Origin of the sequence: Microbulbifer sp. A4B17 (genome assembly GCF_003076275.1) — a bacterium.
Taxonomy (GTDB): domain Bacteria; phylum Pseudomonadota; class Gammaproteobacteria; order Pseudomonadales; family Cellvibrionaceae; genus Microbulbifer.
This window is the reverse complement of the sequence record NZ_CP029064.1, coordinates 657,317-679,504: the sequence shown is the minus strand read 5'-3', so window position 1 is coordinate 679,504 and position 22,188 is coordinate 657,317. Positions and strand designations below refer to the sequence as shown.

General features: G+C 46.3%; 16 protein-coding genes. 4 read left to right on the top strand and 12 right to left on the bottom strand.

Going from position 1 to position 22,188, the window contains the following annotated elements:
- The 5 genes from BTJ40_RS03060 to rluD all read right to left on the bottom strand — a co-directional run bounded on the left by BTJ40_RS03060 (position 1) and on the right by rluD (position 9,081).
- Positions 1-3,066: an efflux RND transporter permease subunit gene (locus tag BTJ40_RS03060; protein WP_108731715.1), complete on the bottom strand. Its 3,066-nt coding sequence runs from the start codon at positions 3,064-3,066 to the stop codon at positions 1-3.
- Positions 3,067-3,084: 18 nt separating this feature from the next.
- On the bottom strand, positions 3,085-4,119 hold the full coding sequence (locus BTJ40_RS03055; protein ID WP_238152117.1) for an efflux RND transporter periplasmic adaptor subunit: 1,035 nt from the start codon (positions 4,117-4,119) through the stop codon (positions 3,085-3,087).
- A gap of 275 nt (positions 4,120-4,394) precedes the next feature.
- Positions 4,395-6,998 (bottom strand): ATP-dependent chaperone ClpB, encoded by a 2,604-nt coding sequence (gene clpB / locus BTJ40_RS03050; RefSeq protein WP_108731713.1) that lies wholly within the window; start codon positions 6,996-6,998, stop codon positions 4,395-4,397.
- Between the two features lie 285 nt (positions 6,999-7,283).
- On the bottom strand, positions 7,284-8,051 hold the full coding sequence (gene pgeF / locus BTJ40_RS03045; protein ID WP_108731712.1) for a peptidoglycan editing factor PgeF: 768 nt from the start codon (positions 8,049-8,051) through the stop codon (positions 7,284-7,286).
- Between the two features lie 76 nt (positions 8,052-8,127).
- Positions 8,128-9,081, bottom strand: a complete 954-nt coding sequence (gene rluD, locus BTJ40_RS03040; protein ID WP_108731711.1) for a 23S rRNA pseudouridine(1911/1915/1917) synthase RluD — start codon at positions 9,079-9,081, stop codon at positions 8,128-8,130.
- A gap of 100 nt (positions 9,082-9,181) precedes the next feature.
- Here rluD and BTJ40_RS03035 point away from each other — a divergent pair, with 100 nt between their 5' ends.
- Positions 9,182-10,132 (top strand): outer membrane protein assembly factor BamD, encoded by a 951-nt coding sequence (locus tag BTJ40_RS03035; RefSeq protein ID WP_238152116.1) that lies wholly within the window; start codon positions 9,182-9,184, stop codon positions 10,130-10,132.
- A 60-nt stretch (positions 10,133-10,192) separates the two neighbouring features.
- On the opposite strand, the gene BTJ40_RS03030 is transcribed toward BTJ40_RS03035, so the two are convergent.
- The gene (locus BTJ40_RS03030) at positions 10,193-11,821 is read right to left on the bottom strand and encodes an NAD+ synthase (protein ID WP_108731709.1); all 1,629 of its coding nucleotides are present in this window, start codon (positions 11,819-11,821) and stop codon (positions 10,193-10,195) included.
- 92 nt (positions 11,822-11,913) lie between these two features.
- On the opposite strand from BTJ40_RS03030, the gene BTJ40_RS03025 reads away from it, so the two are divergent.
- The 3 genes from BTJ40_RS03025 (at position 11,914) to BTJ40_RS03015 (ending at position 15,678) form a co-directional block, all read left to right on the top strand.
- Positions 11,914-13,497, top strand: coding sequence for a PAS domain-containing sensor histidine kinase (locus BTJ40_RS03025; RefSeq protein ID WP_108731708.1), 1,584 nt, complete (start codon positions 11,914-11,916; stop codon positions 13,495-13,497).
- Between the two features lie 116 nt (positions 13,498-13,613).
- Positions 13,614-15,014: a sigma-54 dependent transcriptional regulator gene (locus BTJ40_RS03020; RefSeq protein ID WP_108731707.1), complete on the top strand. Its 1,401-nt coding sequence runs from the start codon at positions 13,614-13,616 to the stop codon at positions 15,012-15,014.
- A 100-nt stretch (positions 15,015-15,114) separates the two neighbouring features.
- Positions 15,115-15,678: a GspH/FimT family pseudopilin gene (locus BTJ40_RS03015; protein WP_108731706.1), complete on the top strand. Its 564-nt coding sequence runs from the start codon at positions 15,115-15,117 to the stop codon at positions 15,676-15,678.
- A gap of 6 nt (positions 15,679-15,684) precedes the next feature.
- Here the strand turns inward: BTJ40_RS03015 and BTJ40_RS03010 are convergent, their stop codons facing one another.
- Genes BTJ40_RS03010 through BTJ40_RS02985 form a run of 6 tightly spaced genes read right to left on the bottom strand, consistent with a single transcriptional unit; the run spans position 15,685 to position 22,148 of the window.
- The gene (locus BTJ40_RS03010) at positions 15,685-16,140 is read right to left on the bottom strand and encodes a type IV pilin protein (protein WP_108731705.1); all 456 of its coding nucleotides are present in this window, start codon (positions 16,138-16,140) and stop codon (positions 15,685-15,687) included.
- A 59-nt stretch (positions 16,141-16,199) separates the two neighbouring features.
- Positions 16,200-19,565 carry a pilus assembly protein gene (locus tag BTJ40_RS03005; RefSeq protein ID WP_108731704.1) on the bottom strand — a complete coding sequence of 1,122 codons (3,366 nt, stop codon included), beginning with the start codon at positions 19,563-19,565 and terminating at the stop codon, positions 16,200-16,202.
- A gap of 12 nt (positions 19,566-19,577) precedes the next feature.
- Positions 19,578-20,075 carry a PilX N-terminal domain-containing pilus assembly protein gene (locus BTJ40_RS03000; RefSeq protein WP_238152200.1) on the bottom strand — a complete coding sequence of 166 codons (498 nt, stop codon included), beginning with the start codon at positions 20,073-20,075 and terminating at the stop codon, positions 19,578-19,580.
- Between the two features lie 35 nt (positions 20,076-20,110).
- Entirely contained in the window at positions 20,111-21,121 is a 1,011-nt protein-coding gene (locus BTJ40_RS02995) for a PilW family protein (RefSeq protein WP_108735150.1), read from the bottom strand.
- A gap of 2 nt (positions 21,122-21,123) precedes the next feature.
- Positions 21,124-21,603, bottom strand: a complete 480-nt coding sequence (gene pilV / locus BTJ40_RS02990; protein ID WP_108731702.1) for a type IV pilus modification protein PilV — start codon at positions 21,601-21,603, stop codon at positions 21,124-21,126.
- A 29-nt stretch (positions 21,604-21,632) separates the two neighbouring features.
- Positions 21,633-22,148 (bottom strand): GspH/FimT family pseudopilin, encoded by a 516-nt coding sequence (locus BTJ40_RS02985; RefSeq protein WP_108735149.1) that lies wholly within the window; start codon positions 22,146-22,148, stop codon positions 21,633-21,635.
- Positions 22,149-22,188: the final 40 nt, after the last annotated feature.

The following is a 22,188-nucleotide window of genomic DNA, read 5'->3' as shown; positions in this document are numbered from 1 at the left end:
TTACGAGGCCACAACACCCTTAACTTCAAAGTCCCGCCCCAAATACATATACATCGCCGGCACGACAAATAAAGTAAACAAAGTTCCAATTGTCATGCCGGTAGCAACTACCAGGCCCATTGCAAAGCGCGCTCCTCCCCCTGGCCCCGAAGCGATTAACAGGGGGACCATCGCCAGAACCAGAGATGCCGTAGTCATCAAGATTGGCCGCAAGCGGATTGATGTAGCTTGCTCAATAGCTGATCGTTTATCGAGCCCTGAAAGTTGTAATTTGTTGGCAAACTCAACAATTAGAATACCATGCTTGGAAATTACCCCGATCAATGTAACCAGCCCCACTTGTGTATAAATATTTAGAGTCGTCAATCCCAGACTGACAAAAATCATTGCACCGCAAACACTCATTGGTACCGTAACCAACATAATCAGCGGGTCTCGCCAGGATTCAAATTGCGCTGCTAACACCAGGTAAATCACAATCAGAGCAAAGAAAAAAGTTATTACCAGGTCCGACCCCTCTGTTTTAAACTGCCTGGACTGCCCCGAATAATCAACAGAGTACCCGACCGGCAAAATATCGTTAGCGGCATTTTCCAATACCAACAAAGCCTCACCCAATGTAATACCGGGACGCGGTACACCAGAAATAGTGACAGCATTTAATTGTTGAAAACGTTTAAGCTGCTGTGGCTCAACCGTTTCTTTGAGCTTTATCAAAGTACTCACCGGAACCAGGTTTCCATTAACTGCACGAATATAATATTGTTCTAATTGGGCCGGAGTCAGGCGATCTACCCTTTCTACCTGCGGTATCACCTTGTAACTACGATTGTCTAAGGAAAAACGATTAACATAAGCACCGGACAGCATGGCCCCCAGGTCGCGACTCAAGTCCACCATCTGTACACCCATGGTAGCCGCCTTGTCTCGATCAATTTCAATAACCACCTTGGGCTTATCAATCTTTAAATCAGAATCCAAAAAAATAAATTTTCTGCTCTCGAGGGCTTTAGACATAATTTCACTGGCTACCGCCGCCAGGTTTTCCATAGGCTCGGTTGCACCAATAACAAACTCTACTGGCAGTTGCCCTCCGGCAGTAGGCAGACTTGGGGGGACAACGACTGCCACTTTTAACCCAGCAATTTGCTGGACATCATTACTAATTAGTTCTTGCATATCCTCTGTATCACGGCTCCTGTTTTCCCAGGGGGCCAAAACAAAACCTGCCACCGCATTGTTCACACCACTGGAAAAAGTTCCGATTCCATTGAGTAAGAAAATATTCTCAACCTCAGTAAATCGCTCGGCTATCACATTGAGCTCACCACTATACTGTTCTACATAATCCAAAGTTGCATAAGCATCTGCTGTGGAGATAGTTAGAACCAGTCCTCGGTCCTCTGTGGGCTCAAGCTCTTGGGGGGAGGTGACAAACAGAAAATAACAGCTTACCAATACAATCAAGCCAAAAACCAAAATCACACGGCGCTCATCAAGTGACGCATGTAGCGCCCGCTCAAAACTCACTTGCAGCCTCCCGAACTGACGCTCCAGCCATATTTCGAGTCGGGTCCCTCCCCCATCACGCGGTTTTAAAATTCTAGATGCCATCATTGGTGAGAGAGTAAGGGCCACCACCCCGGACAACAGCACCGCCCCCGCCAGCGAAAATGCAAACTCGATAAATAGCGTTCCTGTTAAACCACCGAGAAAACCTATGGGAATATAAACTGCAATTAATGTAGTGGTCATAGCGACTACAGGCCATGCTAACTCACGAGCCCCAACGATAGCTGCATTTCTTGGTGACAAGCCCTCTTCAATATGTCGGTGGACGTTCTCCAAAACAATAATGGCATCATCAACAACAATTCCAATGGCTAAAACCATACTCAATAATGTCAGTAAGTTTATGGAAAAGCCCATTAGCAGCATTAAGAAAAGTGCCCCAACGAGAGATAAGGGTAATGCAATTGCCGGAATCAAAACACTGCGGACTGATCCAAGAAACAGATAAATGACCAGAATAACAATTAATACGGCTTCAATAATTGTCTTTACGACTTCCTCGATGGAATCTTGAATATACTCAGTACTATCATATGGAATTTCTCCCAACATACCCTCGGGCAGCTGAGGGAAAATTTTCCCCTCTAATTCCTCTCGAACTTTTTTAATAACTTCAAGAGAGTTTGCATCGGGTGCCACTTCAATAGCGAAAAAGGTAGCAGACTGTCCATTAAAGGTGACAGAACTATCATAGGATTCCGCACCTAACTCTATCTCTGCCACTTCACCTAATCGAACAAGCTTATCTCCATTGGCGCGAACAACCAGTTTGCGAAAATCTAACTGGCGGGCAATATCAGTATCCGCCCGGATTTCCAGTGCGACACGGGTTCCCTTTGTCGACCCTACCGCTGAGAGGATATTATTATCCCTTAATGCATCCGCTATATCTGCCGGTGTTACTTCCAGCGCTGCCATTTCAGCTGGTTTTAGCCATACTCTCATCGCAAAAGTGCTATCGCCCAATAACCGCGCCCTTTGAACTCCAGCGATAGTGGCTAATTTTGGTTGAACCTCTCGGGTTAAATAATCTGTAATCTGATTATTTGCGAGGATATTAGAAGAAAAGGAAAGATACATAGCAGCTGTAGTCTCCCCAAGCTGCATCTCTACACTGGAGTCCTCCGATTCATCGGGCAATTCACTACGCAACTTGTTAACCTTGGCCACTACCTGGGTTAAAACTTCATTTGGATCATAGTCAAATCTCACATATATATTGATCGTCGAAAGCCCCTGCACACTGGTGGATACCATGTAATCAATACCATCAGCCGTGGCAACTTCCTGCTCCAAAGGCGTTGTTATAAAACCTTGAACCAAATCAGAATCTGCACCGACATACACTGTTGTTACGGTAATCACAGCATTTTCAAGCTCAGGATATTGCCGCACATTTAGTTCTGTCAGAGATCTCAAACCCAATAGGAAAATAAACAGGCTTACTACAGAAGCCAAAACCGGTTTTCGAATAAAAATTTCTGTGAAATTCACGAGTTATTTATTCCAGATTTAACTGTTCCCCGGTTTGGGATTGGCATTTTCTGGTGGTTGATTTTGATTGTTGATTATTGCGCTCTCGCCATTTCTCAGTTTTAACAGGCCACTACTTGCAACAATATCCCCCTCAAGTAATCCTTGGGTAATCTCTACCAAGTCCCCGCGCTCCTCACCAGTCTTTACAAATCGCTTGGCAGCAATCATTTGATCACCATTTTCATCTGGCTCAAGTACGAATACTGCAACACCGTAAGGCGCAAAAATCAAAGCCGTCCTAGGAATAACCAGCACTTTTCTCTGCGCATCAATCTGTACTGATACCTGGGCAAACATACCTGGTCTTAAATGTTGCTTGGGGTTCTTTAGGGTTGCTTGGATAAGGAAGTTTCGACTAGCACTGTCTACTTGGGGGTCCACCGCTGTGATTTTTCCCCTATAGGAATTTCCTGGAAAAGCATCTGTAATTAGGATAACAGGCAGCCCCGATTTCACCGTGGCATAATTTTTCTCAGGCAAGGAAAAATCAACAAAAATAGGGTCGAGCTGTTGCAGGGAAACCACTGCCTCACCGGGACTTACATTCTGCCCGAGATCAATCTGTCGAATTCCTAATACCCCACTAAAAGGCGCCACTATCACACGCTGGTCCACTCGGGCACGCTGCACTTCTATATTTGCTACAACCTGATCTAACGTACTGCGCGCTGTATCCAAGTCTGACTCAGTTGTCACACCTCGGTCCAGCAGGGCCTTTATACGAACATAGTTACGACGGGCCAAGCGGAGCTCTGCATCCAATACCTGAAGCTGTGCTTTCTCAGGCTCAGCAAATATCTCCGCTAATAGATCTCCTTTCTGTACGTATTGCCCGGACTTGAAGTGAATAGCACTGATAACTCCCTGAGCTTCAGTAGTTACCTCCACACCATTAACAGCCCGTACTGTCCCTATACCGCCCAGGTCCTCTTTCCAATATTGAACCTCCGCAGTAGCTGAAGTAACAGTAGCCGCTGGCAGGGATATATTGTCTAGAAATTGATTCAACATATGCCTGCCAAATAGCTTGAAAGCAAAAATCCCGCCGAAAAGCAAAAGACATCCCAGCAGCATTAGCAACATACGCTTACTGATACCTGCCCCCGTAAGCTGTCGTTAATAAATCCTTAAAACCGAAATAGACTTGGAGGTCTCACAGCAAAAATAACTTGCCGTAGAGAAATCCAAGCAAAACAGATTAGCGCACTTGTGAGTATAGATATGGGGGGATTGGCGATTGGGAAGGAAACCAGGGGCGCCTGATATCTGCGCCCCGTTTTGAATATTTACCGAAAAACAGCTTTATCCCCCTCAACATCTGCGTGAATCGTTGCTCCGGGAGAGAACTTACCCGCAAGAACATCTTGCGCCAGAGGGTTCTCCAGCCAAACCTGTATTGCGCGTTTTAGCGGACGGGCACCATATACAGGATCAAATCCCACCTCCGCTAATTTGTCCAACAGCTTTTCAGAAACCTCTAGCTTCAGGTCCCTCTCGGTCAGGCGCTTACATAGTTGTTGCAGCTGAATCTCCGCAATTGAACGCACTTCCGCTTTGTCCAGCGGATGAAAGACGACAACCTCATCAATACGGTTAATAAATTCAGGCCTAAAGTGGTTGCCGACAACTTCCATAACCGCACTTTTCATCTGTCGGTAACGAATTTCAGCATCCAAGTCATCTCCACTTTCTCCTGTGGCGAACTTTTGAATCAAGTCGGACCCCAGGTTTGACGTCATTACAACAACTGTATTACGGAAGTCCACCGTGCGACCTTGACCATCGGTCAATCTGCCGTCGTCAAGCACCTGCAGGAGAATATTGAATACATCAGGGTGCGCTTTTTCAACCTCGTCCAGAAGTACCACAGAGTAGGGTTTGCGCCGAACTGCCTCAGTTAAATAGCCGCCCTCTTCATACCCTACATACCCGGGAGGCGCACCGATTAAACGAGCAACGGAGTGTTTTTCCATAAACTCTGACATATCAATCCTCACCATGGCATCTTCGGTGTCAAAGAGGAATTGGGCCAGGGCTTTACATAATTCAGTTTTACCAACACCGGTTGGGCCAAGGAATAAAAATGAGCCATTGGGTCGATTGGGGTCTGCCAGGCCAGCCCTGGAACGGCGCACTGCGTTAGCAACAGCATCCACCGCCTCACCCTGCCCAATTACCCTCTTGTGCAGTTCATCCTCCATCCTAAGGAGCTTCTCCCGCTCCCCTTCAAGCATTTTGGAAACAGGAATACCAGTCCAACGGGAAACGACTTCAGCCACTTCCTCATCTGTTACCCGGTTGCGCAGCAAACGTGGTTCTTCAGAAGCCTCGGCATTAGCGGCACTTTTAAGTTGTTGCTCCAGCTGAGGGATGACCCCATACTGCAACTCAGACATTCTTGTAAGATCGCCGGCGCGGCGGGCAGACTCCATATCCAGCTTGGCCTGCTCAAGTTTTTCCTTTAGATCATGGCTGCCAGCAAGTTGTGCTTTTTCCGCTTTCCAAACTTCTTCGAGATCCGAATACTCTCGCTCCAGCTGTAGGATTTCATCCTCTAGTTTTGACAGTCGTTTTTTGGTCGCTTCATCACCTGTATCTTTTTTTACAGCCTCTCTTTCAATCTTTAATTGAATTAAGCGACGCTCCAATTTATCCATTGACTCCGGTTTGGAATCTATTTCCATCCGTATCCGGCTGGCTGCCTCATCAATAAGATCGATTGCTTTATCCGGTAGCTGGCGATCGGTAATGTAGCGCTGTGACAACTTGGTCGCGGCAATGATCGCAGAGTCTGTGATATCGACACCATGGTGAACTTCGTAGCGTTCTTTTAGCCCGCGCAGAATCGCAACGGTATCCTCTTCAGTGGGCTCATCTACCAATACTTTTTGGAAACGCCGCTCAAGCGCTGCATCTTTTTCAATATACTTGCGATATTCATCCAGAGTGGTGGCACCGACACAGTGTAATTCACCCCGCGCCAGCGCGGGCTTTAACATATTTCCTGCATCCATTGCCCCCTCAGCTTTACCAGCGCCCACCATGGTATGGAGTTCATCGATAAAGAGAATAATACGTCCTTCCTGCTTGGATAATTCGTTGAGCACAGCCTTTAATCGCTCTTCAAATTCGCCGCGGAATTTTGCTCCAGCCAGCAAGGCTCCCAAGTCCAGAGAGAGAAGCCGCTTGTCTTTAAGTCCCTCCGGCACCTCGCCATTGACGATGCGTTGGGCAAGCCCTTCAACAATGGCGGTTTTACCTACACCTGGCTCCCCAATAAGCACAGGGTTATTTTTAGTGCGTCTTTGCAATACCTGAATCGTTCGGCGAATTTCGTCATCACGGCCAATTACTGGATCTAACTTGCCTGCCAGGGCACGCTCGGTCAGATCGAGGGTATACTTATCCAGCGCTTGCCGCGCCTCCTCCGCATTGGGGTCATCCACCTTTTCGTCGCCGCGCACTTTTTGAATTGCCGCCTCAAGTTGTTTAACGTCACCATTGGCATTTAAGATCTTGGAGATCTCTCCCGCCCCAGAGTCAAATGCTGCCAGCAATACGGTCTCACTCGAAATAAAACTATCACCGTTTTGTTGGGCCCTCTTATCAGTGAGGTTCATAAGTCGCATTAGCTCTTGGGACATTCCCACATCGCCAGTGGGAGAAGTCACCCTTGGCAGACTGTCCAACCGCTTTGCGAGATCATTGCGCAACCCGTTGAGGTTAAAGCCGGCTTGAGATAGAAATGCGGGCACACTGCCGTTGTTCTGGTTGAGCAGTGCCAGAATCAGGTGTTCAGGATAGATCTGATTGTGGTCACGCCCTACCGCCAGGGATTGCGCATCGGCAAATGCCGCCTGTAGCGGGTTTGTCATTCGGTCAATTCGCATCAACGAAACCTCTTTTACTCAGTTTTTCTGAATCAATGCAATAGTGACGCTATTTTTCACTTTGCATTTAATGTGGTGCCGAGAAGTAAAATAGGGACGCAGGAAGGGTTTTCAATGATTTAAATCAATCACGACATTTTTTCGATGTAAATTATTTTAACGACAATTAAATTCTTATATTTTTTGTAGATTAGTAAAATAGCTACCTTGCAATCTCAAGGAGCACCCCCAATAAATACCGATGGTTTGTCAGAGGTTACCTCCATAGTAATAGGTCTGTCCTTATCAAGGGTTTTCCATCCAAATCAGTGATGCCATCCGACCAGTTACTTTCTCCCTACGATAGGAGAAGAATCTCTCCGGTTCTGACACTGTGCAAAAATCACCTCCATACACTTGGGTAACTCCCATCTCCGCTAATTCTGCCCGGGCAAGGGCGTAGATATCAGCCAAGAAGTACAGAGGCTTTTTTACATGTGGACGGAAGCAGCTGGCAATTGCTCCTGTATGCCCACCACTCATGGAGTTTTCAAAAAACATTTCCAGGACATCAATCCCTGTTTCAAAGGCTTCTGCACCAATAGCCGGGCCTAACCAGGCCATCATTTCTGTGGTCTCACACGCCATTGCCTCCACAGTGTTGCGCAAAACCCCACCGGCCAAGCCACGCCAGCCCGCGTGTACAGCCGCAACCCGCGTGCCAGTGTTATCGCAAAGAAGAACTGGTAGGCAGTCAGCCGTTAGCACGGCACAAACAACATCATTATTGCAGCTAAAGCATGCGTCTGCCGTTCGAACCAGATCGTCGTTACTCCCTTCGATTACCTTGTCACTGTGAATTTGCTCCATCCACTGTGGCTCTGATGGGAGCTTCAACTCCTCCCGCAGTTGAAGACGGTTAGCGGCAACAGCTTCTTCCTGGTCTCCTACATGGGCAGCCAAGTTGAAAGAAGAAAAGCCACCAGCACTGTGGCCGCCAGTACGCAAAGTCGTCGCAGCCCGCACCCTGGCAGGTGCAGGCCAATTCGGTATCAGGTAATGGTTACTCGACATTGAGGTATCTTGCTCTTCAGAATAATTCTACTTGAGAACCTGCTACAGGTACCCACACGAATTGACAATTGGCACCTCAGCAGCCATCTGTCCTCAGCTGCTCGAGAAGCGCCCGCATATCCCTCGGTATTGGCGCACACCAATGCATCTCCTGTCCACTTGTAGGATGCACAAGCGCGAGTTCAGCCGCATGGAGCGCCTGTCGGGGGAAGCTCTGCAGGGCATTGATGAGATCTGCCGAGGCCTCCGGCGGCAACTTTGAGCGGCCGCCATAGAGTGGATCTCCAACTAACGGATGCCTGATATGAGCCATATGTACCCGGATCTGGTGAGTACGGCCGGTTTCCAGTTTACAGCGTAAGAGTGTGTAAGCGCTGTAGTGCTCCTGTACACGATAATGGGTGATCGCCTCTTTGCCTCCAAAGTCCAAAACAGCCATCTTAAGACGATTTTGGCGATGCCGACCAATCGGTGCATCAACACGGCCTGCTGCGGTGATGTATCCTTGGACCAAGGCATCATACTGTCGACTGACTGTTCTCTGCTTTAATTGATCCACTAGATGGGCTTGAGCAGCCAGGGTCTTGGCCACAACCATCAGACCACTGGTGTCTTTGTCCAGGCGATGCACAATGCCGGCACGCGGTATCAGCTCCTGGGCTGGATTGTGATAAAGCAGGCCATTGAGCAGAGTACCATCGGGATTGCCGGCAGCGGGGTGCACTACGAGGCCTGCAGGCTTATTGACCACCATCAGGCAGTCATCTTCGTACATAATGTCCAGGTCGAGGTCCTGGGCCGCCCAGCTGCCCTGGGGTTCCAGCTCTGCGCGAAGCTGGATAAGCTCGCCGCCAAAGAGCTTCTCTTTGGCTTTGGCTGGGGCGCCGTTAAGGGTGAGCTGGCCCCCTTTGATCCACGATTGAAGGCGCGCGCGCGAGAAATCGGGAATTAATTCGGCTGCTGCCTGGTCTAAACGTCGACCAGCCATGCTGGCCGGAACTTGAATATCTAGTTTTAGGTGTTCAATCATCAATCAATTGCAAATACTTTGGGCAGCTCCGCGACTGTGGTTAAATGTCCGACGCGCCAGGTTAATACTGGTGGGTAGTTTAATAAGGTAGAGTGTGAGAATGATAGAGCGAGGGGCTATGCAGACCTGGAAAATGCTGTGGCTGGCCTTGGTGTCCGCAATATTGGTTGCCTGCGCCAACACAGATGATTCGGAAGTGGGCCTACCCACCGGAGCTCGTACTGAGCAAGCATACTACGAAATGGCCCAGCGACAGCTGCGAACCAGCCAGTGGGACCTTGCAATCAGGAACCTGCGCGCCCTGGAAGATAACTTCCCCTTCGGCAACTATGCAGAGCAGGCTCAGCTGGAGCTGATCTACGCCTACTACCGCAACTATGAAAATGACGCAGCCATTGCCGCTGCAGACCGTTTTATCCGTCTACACCCCCAGCATCGCAATGTCGACTACGCCTACTACATGAAAGGCCTGTCCTCTTTCACTGAGGGTACCGGTCTGTTCGAACGCTTTATGCCTACCGACTTGACCAGTCGCGACCCCGGCTCAGCGAGAGAGTCATTCGCCTATTTCTCCCAGTTGATGGCCCGCTATCCCGAGAGCCGCTATGCTCCCGACGCCCAAAAGCGCATGATCCACCTGCGCAACCTGCTGGCCCGCTACGAAGTTCACGTAGCTAACTATTACTTCAAGCGCGGTGCCTACCTGGCGGCAGCCAATCGCGGTCGCTACATTGTGGAGAACTTCCAGCAAACCCCCGCCATTCCGGACGCCCTGGCTGTTATGGTCCAAGGCTATCACCTGATGGAAATGCCTGAACTCGAGGCCAATGCCCTGGATGTTCTGCGCAACAACTATCCAAAACACCCCGCCTTTAACGAAGATGGCACCTTTAACTACGATTTTTACAAAGGCCCAAGCGGCCGCAGTCTGGTACACAGGGTCACTCTGGGCTTATTTGAGAAATCCGACCCTCGAGGCTTCGATAGCCGCGAGCTCTATAACCCCGAATACAATCGGGATGAAACTCCCCTTCCCCCAGAGCTTCTATAATCAGTCATTTAAAGTAGAAACGGCGCCATTCGGCGCCGTTTCTACTTCCAGGAAAACTTTCTACTCACCCAGCTTCCAGCCGTTAGTGATTGGATAACGGCGATCCCTTCCAAATCCCCGTTCAGAAATACGCACCCCAATAGCTGCTTGGCGCCGCTTGTACTCATTGCGCCCAACCAGTTTCACTACCCGCTCCACATCTTCTCTGCGGAACCCACGCAGAATAATTGCCTCAGCACTGTGGTCGTGATCTACGTAGAGATTGAGAATTTGATCTAGAACTTCGTAGGGCGGCAGGCTATCGGAATCCACTTGATCCGGTGCCAACTCAGCACTGGGTGGACGGGTAATCACCGTCTCAGGAATCACTTCAGATATTGTGTTGCGGTAACGGGCCAACTCGAATACCAATACCTTGGGGACATCTTTCAAGGCATTGAAGCCCCCTACCATATCCCCGTATAGCGTGGCGTAACCAACGGCCATCTCACTCTTGTTACCGGTAGTCAGGACCATCGCTCCTTTTTTATTAGAGATAGCCATCAAAAGCACCCCTCGGGAGCGAGCCTGCAGGTTCTCTTCAGTGGTATCTCTTTCACTACCAGCAAACTCCTCAGCGAGAGCCCCCATAAAGGAATCAAAAATGGGTTCAATACTGATTTCCCGGTAGTGGACGCCCATTCTTTCCGCCTGATCAGCGGCATCATCCTTGCTGAGATCAGATGTATAGCGAAATGGCATCATCACAGCTTCGACGCGCTCTTTACCCAGCGCATCAACCGCGACCGCCAAAGTCAGAGCCGAATCGATTCCACCCGACAGCCCCAGCACAACACCATTGAAACCATTCTTATTGACGTAGTCACGTACTCCGAGAACCAAAGCTTGGTATACGGAGGCCAAATCACTTAGTGGAGAAGCTATTTCTGCAGGAAGCACTGTCAAGCTCTGTCCCTGAAGAGATACTGAAGCGGGCAGCAGTTGCTCTCGGAACTCCTCAGCCCTTGCACAGACCTCTCCTTCCGCATCAACGACGATGGAGCCGCCATCAAACACCAGCTCATCCTGCCCACCACACCAGTTAACATAGGCAATTGGTACCCCGGCACCCCTCGCCTGCCTGGAAAGCAAATCCAATCTCTGTTGCGCTTTGCCCCGATGGAATGGTGAAGCATTGATATTGAGAATCAACTTGGCCCCAGCATCCACCGCCTGCTTGATTGGCTCTGGATACCAGATGTCTTCACACACACTGAGAGCCACAGGGACTCCCTTAATATCTACAACACAAGGACCTTTGCCAGGCTTGAAGTAACGCTTTTCATCAAATACTTGGTAATTGGGCAGTTTCTGCTTGGCATATTCAGCGATCAGCTGTCCCTCGACTATGACACCAGCCATATTGAACATATTGCCACCGTGCAACTTCGGATAACCCACAACAATGGCACAGGGCAATTCTGCAGCTTTCAGCTGATCCAATGCTGCATCAATACGAATCTGCATACTGGGTCGCAACAGCAGATCTTCGGGGGAGTAACCACACAGAGTCAATTCTGGAAAGAGTACCAAATCAGCACCCATTTCTCGATGCGCCCGGCGCGCAGTTTCTATCACCTGCTTGGTATTCCCAGGAATATCTCCAACCAGGGAATTGATTTGTGCCAGCACTAACTGCAAAGTAGACATCATTGAACCTCGGACATGACAGGCCGCTATTGTAACCCTATCGAAGTAACAACAGCAGCGGCTCACCACAACAAGAATACCGGGTACCTAAAGTGAGCAGTTCCCAAACATCCCCTTTACAACACCACGAACTCTTGCGGATTAGCGCAATATATCGGGTTGCAATAGCCTTGGTTTTATTAGGGGTATTTTTCTCAGATATTGGGGAGGGCTCTCTTGGTGAGCACTTACCAACACTGTTTATATATACGGCTGCTTCCTATGCCCTGCTTAATACCGCCTGGTTACTTTTTCTTCGCCAAAAAGCGTATCAAACCAATAGCAGTCAAGTCGGGATTATTTTGGGATGCGATATCCTGGTTTTTCTATTGCTGATAGAGGCTAGTGGGGGACTGAACTCCGGCCTGGGATACCTGCTTTTGATCAGTTGCTCAATCGGTGCCATTTTATTGGATAGGCGATTGAGCGTATTCTTTGCAGCCATAGCCAGCTTGGGGGTAATTTCCCTCCAACTGTTTCACCTTTTGTCAGGCTCCGGCTCCAGTCAGGAAATTGTTTCTGCGGGAGGGCTTGGCTTACTGATGTTCGTAACAGTCAGCGCAATTCAATATTTATCTGAACGTATTCACAAAGCCAACCTTCGGGCAGACCAGCAAAGCCGCCAGGCAGCACACCTCCAAAGATTGGCACAACAGATTATTGAAAGGATGAATACTGGCGTACTTGTTTTGGGGCCATCCAATAAGCCAGAGCTGATCAACAGAGCTGCAACCCGACTTCTAGGTGGTCAATTTGCTCCTGATGAAAGCCATAATTCTGAACTCTATCGTCAAGTTCACTCTTGGCGCGATCAAAATGGTACCGCAAGTGTTTTAATTCAGGCAGACAATAACGACGAACTACAACTCAGTTTCGCTAAACTACGCCATAAGAGTGGCGATAGCACATTAATTTTTATTGAAGACAACAGAAAGCTTACAGAGGCTGCACAGAAGCTTAAACTAGCATCACTGGGCCATTTAACAGCATCTATTGCACATGAAATACGCAATCCTCTCGCTGCTATCAACCACGCCGCTCAACTATTATCAGAGTCCACAGAGCTCACAGATGAAGATCTCCACCTTACGCATATTATTTGCCGACAAAGTCGTCGCATAAACCAGATCATTGAAAACGTAATGCAGCTTTCAAGGCGGCGAGCAAATTCCCCAGAGGAGCACGACCTTCGTAACTGGCTACAACAGTTTACTATCGATTTCAATGCTGGTAACACTCTAAACAATAAAGTAGATCTAGATCTACCAGATCAATTTTTGCCGGCTTCATTTGATTCTGCACAATTATCTCAGGTCATTACAAATCTTACCGATAATGCCCTCCGTCACTCAGAGATGGAAACTGGGACACGCTATGCAGCCATACATGCCTACTACAATAACGAGAAGGGCTATTCTGTGGTGGACGTCAAAGACAACGGTAGTGGTATCCCCTCTGATCTGAAGAATCAGGTATTTGAGCCCTTTTTCACTACAGATAATGGTGGTAGCGGGCTTGGCCTATACATCGCTCGAGAGCTTTGCGAAGCAAACAGGATCAGCCTATATCACTGTCAAAGTGAGGATGATAAAAGTTGTTTCAGACTTGAATTCTCCCACTCTATGGCGGTGAACTGATCTAGCGCAGAAAATTTTTCCGCTGAATAGACCATTATTTACGAAAATTTTCTGACATAATCGTATCTCATGCCTTTTTGGCATAAAGTGAATGAAACGAGAAAGATAGAATAAAAATGCGCCCACTGGCACTAGTTGTCGATGATGAACCAGATATATGTAATCTGCTCAGCCTCACACTTCAAAGGATGAACGTTGACTGCCATACAGCAGCAACACTTTCAGAAGCTAAACAGGCACTCCACAAGCATACCTATAGTTTTTGCCTGACCGATTTACGCCTGCCTGATGGGGACGGCTTACAATTAGTCGAATACATTCAAGGGACCCCTAATTTAGAACTTCCCATAGCGGTCATAACGGCCCACGGGAATATGGATACAGCGATTAAAGCACTAAAACTCGGGGCATTTGACTTCGTTAGTAAACCAGTAGATCTCGAACGATTGCGAAATTTGGCACAGCTCGCCCTTCGCTTAGACAGCGATCAAGTACCACAACAGAGTGACTCTAAAAAAGAGCTCCTCCTGGGAGAGGCGGCTAATATACGTAAGTTGCGTAAGCAAATAAGCAAGGTGGCCCGCAGTGATGCCCCTATCTACATTAGTGGTGAATCCGGAGCAGGCAAAGAGTTAGCCGCTCGCTCTATCCACTTACAAAGCCCCAGAGCTGAAAATCCGTTTATTGCGATAAACTGCGGTGCCATACCTTCTGAACTTATGGAGAGTGAGTTCTTTGGCCACCAAAAGGGAAGTTTTACCGGTGCGCACAAAGATCATAAAGGCCTTCTGCAAAGCGCGGAGGGCGGTACCCTTTTTCTGGATGAAGTAGCAGACCTTCCTCTGGAAATGCAAGTAAAGCTTCTCAGAGCAATTCAAGAAAAATCCATACGACCAATTGGCTCCAACAAAGAAATATCAATAGATACACGCATTCTAAGTGCAACCCACAAGGACTTAAGTGAAGAAGTAACAGGCGGGCGTTTCCGAAACGACCTTTATTATCGTATAAATGTTATCGAAATTACTGTCCCTCCTCTTCGTGACAGGACCGAAGATATCCCTCTACTAACTGATGTCATTATGCAACGTATAGCCTCTAGCGCAGGGCTTACCCCTCCAGCCTTATCACATGAAGCTATGATTGCTTTGCAAAATTATTCCTTCCCAGGAAATGTCAGACAACTTGAGAACATTCTTGAAAGAGCTTTCACTTTATCTGATCAAAACATAATTCGAGAGGAAGACCTCCTACTTGAGTGTAACAATAGTCAAGAAAACTCTTTAGATAAAAAGCGCAGCATTACCCTACCTCAGGCAGAAAAAACCACCAGCATAGAAAACTTCAACGCAAACAAGAGCGATTCACTGGACGAATTCCTACAAAGGATAGAGAAAGAAGTTATCGAGGAAACCTTAGTTAAAACACGATGGAATCGAACTGCTGCAGCCCAAAAGCTTGGTATCAGCTTTCGCTCTCTTAGGTATAGGTTAAAAAAGCTTGGACTTGAGAATTAGATTCGTCATAGTTGGAACTGTCGTACCGTAATTTAATGTAGTTGGAATATGCAATCCAGATAGTATTCTAGTGTAAATTCAAATCGAAGGAGTTTGCACAATGAAACGCCTTGCTGGATTTACCCTCATGGAATTAATCATTTGCATAATGACTATTGCTGTATTAACAGCTATAGCCCTGCCCTCTTTTAACGACTTTTTTAAACGCTATAAAAACAAAGTCAAACAGAGAGAGCTTTTTGAACTACTTATACTTATGCGTAACAGAGCGCTGAATGAGAAGCGCAGTTTCACACTTTGCCCAAAGAAAAGATTAGCTAATGAGTGCTCCAGTGACTGGTCAGATGGAGCTTTATTATTTGCTGATGAAAACGGCAATGGCAAGCTGGATTCAGAAGATCAAATAATCAGATATTTAGGTCAAACTGAAAAGGGAGCTTCTCTTAGCTGGAATGCGTTTAATAATAAGGGGTTCCTGATTTATAAGCCAACGGGAACCACTCCTTCTCAAAGTGGAAATTTTTCATTCTGCCCCGAGAGTGGCGAGGCAGAGTATGGATGGATTATCATTCTTAATGCTATTGGAAGACCCTATTATGCAAAAGATAAAGATGGGAATAATATTGTAGAAAATGGTAGTGGAGTTGAATTAACCTGTCAGTAAAAGGTGTTAGTTACAAACAGAACTCCAACACAAATCATCCGGATCAGCGAAGGCTCCGTCATTTCCTCTATCCCAAGCACGAACGCCACTAGAGCGGAGTTCAATTACCCCATCACCAGCCTGAGTATTTTTGGGTGTGGCCCGAATGGTGTAGGAAGAGTCATCGGCGCTCTCAATGGTCAAATCATAAGTCTTATTACTACTATCGAGAGGAGCTTCTGTAGAAAATATAGAAGGAGATCCAGTATCTGCTCCCCCATCTGCAGCTCCAGTATAAGAACCGTTCTGTGTAAAATGCTGCTCCATTGCTTGCGCCATACTCATTAATGCTCCTTGAGCGTCAGCGCGTTGAGAAGTAACTATATGATTTTGATATGCAGGCCAAGCCAGTCCAGCAATAATACCAATAATTGCTACCACTACCATTAACTCAATTAAAGTAAACCCACTATAATTTTTCATTTATTTTCATACCTGGAATGGCCCGGCAAAGCCGGGCACTATATTTTAACCAAATGCCATTAATTTGGAGTAATTTCTTCCCATGATAAGCGACCGGCTCTATCTCCATCACCAAAATCCACCTCTCGCTCATGAACCTCACCATCACTGGTACCGGTATACTGCTTAGTACCCAAGAAGCCTGATTCATTTGGACTACTTTCGGAGAGCATTTCACCTACATAACCATAATCATCTTCATCAATTACACCATCATTATTTGCGTCGAAAACGGAGTCCTCTGGAGCCAAGCCAGTCCAAACATCCACCGACATCAACCAACCATAGCCCCCGGCAGCACAAACTTGTCCTGTAGGGATCAGGGTATTGAAAAATAAGACATAGTTCTGTAGTTCTGGCCGAGTAATAACACGCTCACCTCCATCCTGACTTGCTGTACTACCCTCTTGCAAAGGCATATACCAACCCGATTTATCACTCCAGGTAAACTCTGATCCTGACACAGTCCTCAGAATTGTAGTACTTCCATCATCCAAGGTAAGAACCTCAGATGTCAGAGTGCGTTCTTCCAAGTTATCTGTGTCTAAATTAAATACGTCATTATCAGATACAACGTAAAATCCACCTGGGTTAGTATCACTAGTATCTGAGTCTACTAAGTATTGCCCAGTACCGAATGCAACCAATAAATTAGGGGAAGCGCCGGAAGAGTTATCTGTATTTCTTGCAACGAGAGGAGCACCAGTAATTGCCTCTCCTGAAACTGAAAAAAGTGGCGATGGGGAAGTAGTTGACGAAGCAACATCCCAACTTCCTGTCTTTGAGACATCAAAAGCCCACATATTTCCCTTTAAGTCTCCAGCGTAAATACGATCTATAGTACCGTCCAAATCGGAGTCGACAATCGCTGGCGTTGACATCCCATTTTTGTCATCGGTGTCGGCAGTCTCTGTTGAAATATAGATATGGGAATTACCACTACTATCTTCACCATCCAGATATACGATAAACAGGCCAGCATCACCCGTTGAACTATTATATCCATTTCCAAATATCGCAGCCCATTCACCATTTGACATACGACCAATCTGAGGTCGACTAAAGGTATAACCTAGGTTGTTATTGTCTGAATCCGTAAACTCCCACATAACAATATCGGCAGCATTCGCCTCGGTAAAATCTGAGGGGTTAGTAATGTTCAGTGCATAATACCCTTTACCGCCGCCACCTAAACCACCCACAAGGACTGTTTCCCAGCTTCCATCAATATATGCATCGGAAGCGGTAGGAGTACCATCAACATAATATTTATGGGTATAGTACTGTGAGCTTAGTGCATGTAGACCTTCATCTGCAGTAGTGCTTAATAAGGCTGCAGGGGAGTAAGCAATTAATTCTTTACCTGCGTCAGCTCCACTCACATTCGCATTAAAGCCATGTAAAAAACCATCATTCGCCCCCACATAAACAACTGGCGTACGGCTACTGTTTGAACTAACGAAACTATCATAGCTGGAAGCTTCACTAAATTCAGCTTCGGACCAAGACGAACTGGGCTCCCCCACATATACTGGGGTTGAACTTACAATATCACCAAGGCGGCTTTCTCGAACTCGGAAGTCACCTGCCTCAGTTCCCTCGTCAGTTTGATCCCCCCTTAGATAATCAATACGATCTGAGGCACGGCCATCATCAACCCCCGCGTTGGATTGAATATCAAGATTTAAATCGTCAGCATGATCTGTTCCCGAAGTGCCTAGCCCAGACGCAGTGAAAGCTACACCAGCACCACCACGATAGGAAAGCATTACTCTATTATCAGCGCTTATAGACTCTAGCTCAGAGCTAGCCTGCCACGAGGAAGTAGAGGAGATATTTCCTTCATCATCAAGTGACCAAACCTCTAAATCACCTGACCATGCACTGCTGTCAAAACTTGCAGAAAATATGGCTGAGTTTGCTTCGAGTGAAGAAGTGTTAAATGATACAGAGCTTGAACTACCAACAATAGACTGAACATTATTTATAATAGTGTTAAAGGTGAGCTGAAGTTCAGTAGCATTACTTGCAGTATACACACCACCGCCACCTAATTCCCCAGCATTTTTCATCAGATCAGTATCTGACAAACCATCTTCAGCAAAGCCAATGATGTAACTGGTAATATTGTTAACAACCTCTTCACCATCAGTCTTTTTCAAATCCGGTCGTAAATCAATATCGTAAAGAGCCTTAACGACATCATCCATCTCATCACTTGTGCAGCCTCCACTATTTGAGGAGCAACCATAATCATAGCCGGTTAAGTCATCGCTGATGCTGTTATCCTCTGTGGGCTCACCGTCAGTTAGAGCCACCATAAAGCTCTTTTGGCAATAATACTGGATAGCCCCGCCATCAATCGTATTGTCAGGTGCACTAATGTTATTCCAATCAAGTATCGTGGTTGTACTATTCCCAGAAGTTGCACCAACAAATATATCCTCTCCGGGATCCTGTGTTTCTGCTCCAGTAGAATCTATATAGGTGAGATTATTTCCCTCATAGCCACTAATAAAATAACGCCCAACACCTGCAAAACTCTCTGCAAGAGGGGTATAACCATTTGCATCTATATCCTCAATAATATCGAGAATATCTGTTCGATTACTATCCGTTAGACTTTCCAACCCGAAAAGTAATCTAGCTCCTGAAGTACTGTTAAATTGCATCAACCCAATACGTACATCATCCAACCCATTTACTAACTCTTGGGCAGCGCCAATCATAATATCGGTTCGACGTATATCTACTTTGGAACGAGCTGCATTATCATCATCATCCTTAAATTCGTCCGCCTCATAGCCTCCACTACTATTTTCTTTGGAGAAAAACCAGTTCAGGAAATGACCAGTAACGGTTTCTCTATAATACCCTGAGGAAGAACCTGTAGTATAATAGCTACCCCCTCCGCTACTGCTCGCAGCATAAAGCCAGGCAGAATAATTTTCGTCTTCGTCAAAACAGTTACTGCTGCTATTCCAGGTAAACCACTCACTTTCTGCGCGATTTCTATCCACTAATTTAATATCAACACTCCCATCGGAAGTATCAACTTGATATTCAACGTCATCATAATAACGTGTACAGGAACCACCGCCTCGACAAGAGTTTGATGTGTACGTCATTGATATTGGAGAGCTACAGCTAGACCCCGCAGGATCTGAAGTATCATAGCCATCTACCGGCAAAACCATTTCATTCATGGATCCAGAAGAGTCCAACACAAACATCAAGTTGGGCTCTGCTGAACCGCGGGAATAAAGTGGAACATCAGACAACTCACCCGGTGCAGAAAAAGCCTCATTGCTAGCGCAAAAAAACAACACAACGGCAGCTATAGGTTTCAATGGAAATCGGACTTTACTTGATAGCGAAAAATTCATTTTTTTACTCTTTTATATTTCTTTACCATAGAGAGTGATAATGATTCTCTCTGTACCACCTATCCCAACGCCACGAGAAACAATTTTAAACACCTGAATAGTTACACCGTCGCTTGCATTAGAACCTGCACTCAGATCTACATCCGTAACATTTGTGTCATCTTCAGTAAGCCCTGCAAGTTCGATAAACATACGACCAGTTAGGACCTCACCATCAACCCCCTCCATAGATACCTCTTGCTCTACTGAGTTGGTATCGGTCCAAGTGTTCCCATCAAATAAATCATCTGGACCATCACCTGCAGTACGCCGCCAACCTGTAGTTCCAAAATCATCTAAGTTTGTCAGTGTCTCAATATAATCTTCACCTCGACGCGCAACAGACTCTGCCACCTCGAGAGCCACTTTGGCATCACGGGAAGCAAAGGTCATACGCTCACTCATCAAAACACCCCTAGCTCCTGAAATACCAATCAGAGTTAGTATTAATAAAATTATCAGGCTAACCATTAACACAGCGCCATTTTGCGACCTGATTACCCTCATTACATATCACCTCGATTGCGTACTTTTACCGTTGCAACGTATAGCTTTCTAATTCGTCCGTCCGTATATTCAGTTTCACTACCATCAAGTCGGCTAATAGTTTGACTATTTACACTTGCATCGCTATCACTAGCTACCAATAACTCCAATTTAACAGCAATAACTTCTGACATTTCATCAGCATCCGAACTTGCACTTTGCCAGGTATCAACTATTCCACTACCGGTTGTATCTCGACCATATGAAACCTGCATATCTTCTATACCGGGCACTAGTTCTTCGACGGAATTATTCTCATCACTTACAAATAAAGAATTGGTCCCAGCTGTATTTTCAGCAATAAAGTAGGTTTTTTGATATGGCAAAAAGATAGCTGAGTCTGCTCCATAGGTTTCCTGAAGAGTATCACTCAGGTTTTGAACCCAATCGCTGTCGATAGCACCGTCTTCATGCTCTAAGGTTCGGTCGCCATCACCAATATCCCCATCGATATCCGTTATGGTAAAGATGTCACCGTTAATACAGGTTGAAACTAAGACAATATCCCCGGCTTCTACGGGACAATTGGAGCTTACAATCAAATCGCTACCACTTGGGTCTAGCATACGTCCAGAGCCACTGCAGGCATTGACAACTCCCCCAAGAATTAATACATCACTACCATCCAGCACATTCGTTGAGCCAATTGTTTGACTACTTGCATTATCAATCCCTTGAATTCCATCAGAACCAATCGAGGTTAAGAAAGCATCAGTAGTATCCAGCCTATTCTCAATACTGTCTTGATCTGGTGTACAACCCCAATAGTCAGCAAGACGTATTTCCTTGCTCAAAAGATCTATTGCGAATCGACCGCTCTCCTGCACTCGTGAGAATCCATCCTGCATACGATAAGTATCGTTATTACTTTGAAATATCTGTAAAACACCAAGTAAAAGTAGAGAGCCTAATAAAATTCCTATCATTAACTCAATTAATGATAGCCCTCTTTGATTACTAAAAGCTTGCATTATTAAAGCTCCACTATCATCTCAAATGTGGCATCATCCAAACCACCATCTAATTCCCCGTAATTTTCTCCTGTATGCTGCTCACTCCAAGAAATGGTTACTGTCACTTCACCTGAGTTATGAGCAATCGTTCCTGTGGCTGCAGGTAAATTTGAAGACAGGATCAGTTCCCATTCATACAAATCCAACTCAGCTAATTCACTTACTGAACAAGCACTGCTACAGTCTGGGGTCGAGCTGCTACCACCATCACCTGAACCACCAACAGTACCATCATATTCTCCATCGATAGTCCCAGTGGGATTCGCTCTCATACGTTCGATAATTTCCTGTGCCGCTAGCGCAGCCATGTACCGATGATGAGCCCCATTACCATTTTTCAAACTCATCACCTGCGTTGCAGCCAGCCCTAATAGCCCGACTGCCAGAACCAATACCGATACAAGCACTTCGATTAAGGTTGCCCCTTTTTGCTTGAGCATTTAACTTTTTCTCCTCTAACATACCCCTACTATGGGCAGTTTATACCTGTATTCAATCGTAAAGCCCCAGAGACAAGAAGTTGCAGCTGACGGCCATAATCACCTGCTCGGTTATCACATAAGTCTAATGTCAAAGTGGTTCCGAGACTGATTTCGCCATGAGCATTAAAGCTAAATTCCAAGTCTGTCACAGCAGCTCCTGCAACATCAGCAACTATACTAATATCCTCATGTTCGACTCTTAATATTCTTAATTCTTCACCATCCGTGTAAGCATCATTTCCATCATCATCCACCCAGATAATTACGCCATTTTCTATATCATCATTGATAGACGTGATCTCTACACCGCCCCCTCGGCGCACAGCTTCTGATCGTGCGTATTGAAGAGTTCCATTCAAGTCATTAGTCATAGCTACCAGGCGATTGTGCTCAATTAACGCATTAAAGGAAGGAAGTCCGATAGCCACAACTATCCCTAAAACAGTAACAGTGGCCATTAACTCTATAAGGGTTACCCCTTTGATACATTTAAAATTTTTCATTAATCCATGCCTTAAAGAATCCAAAAATACTGAGCGATAT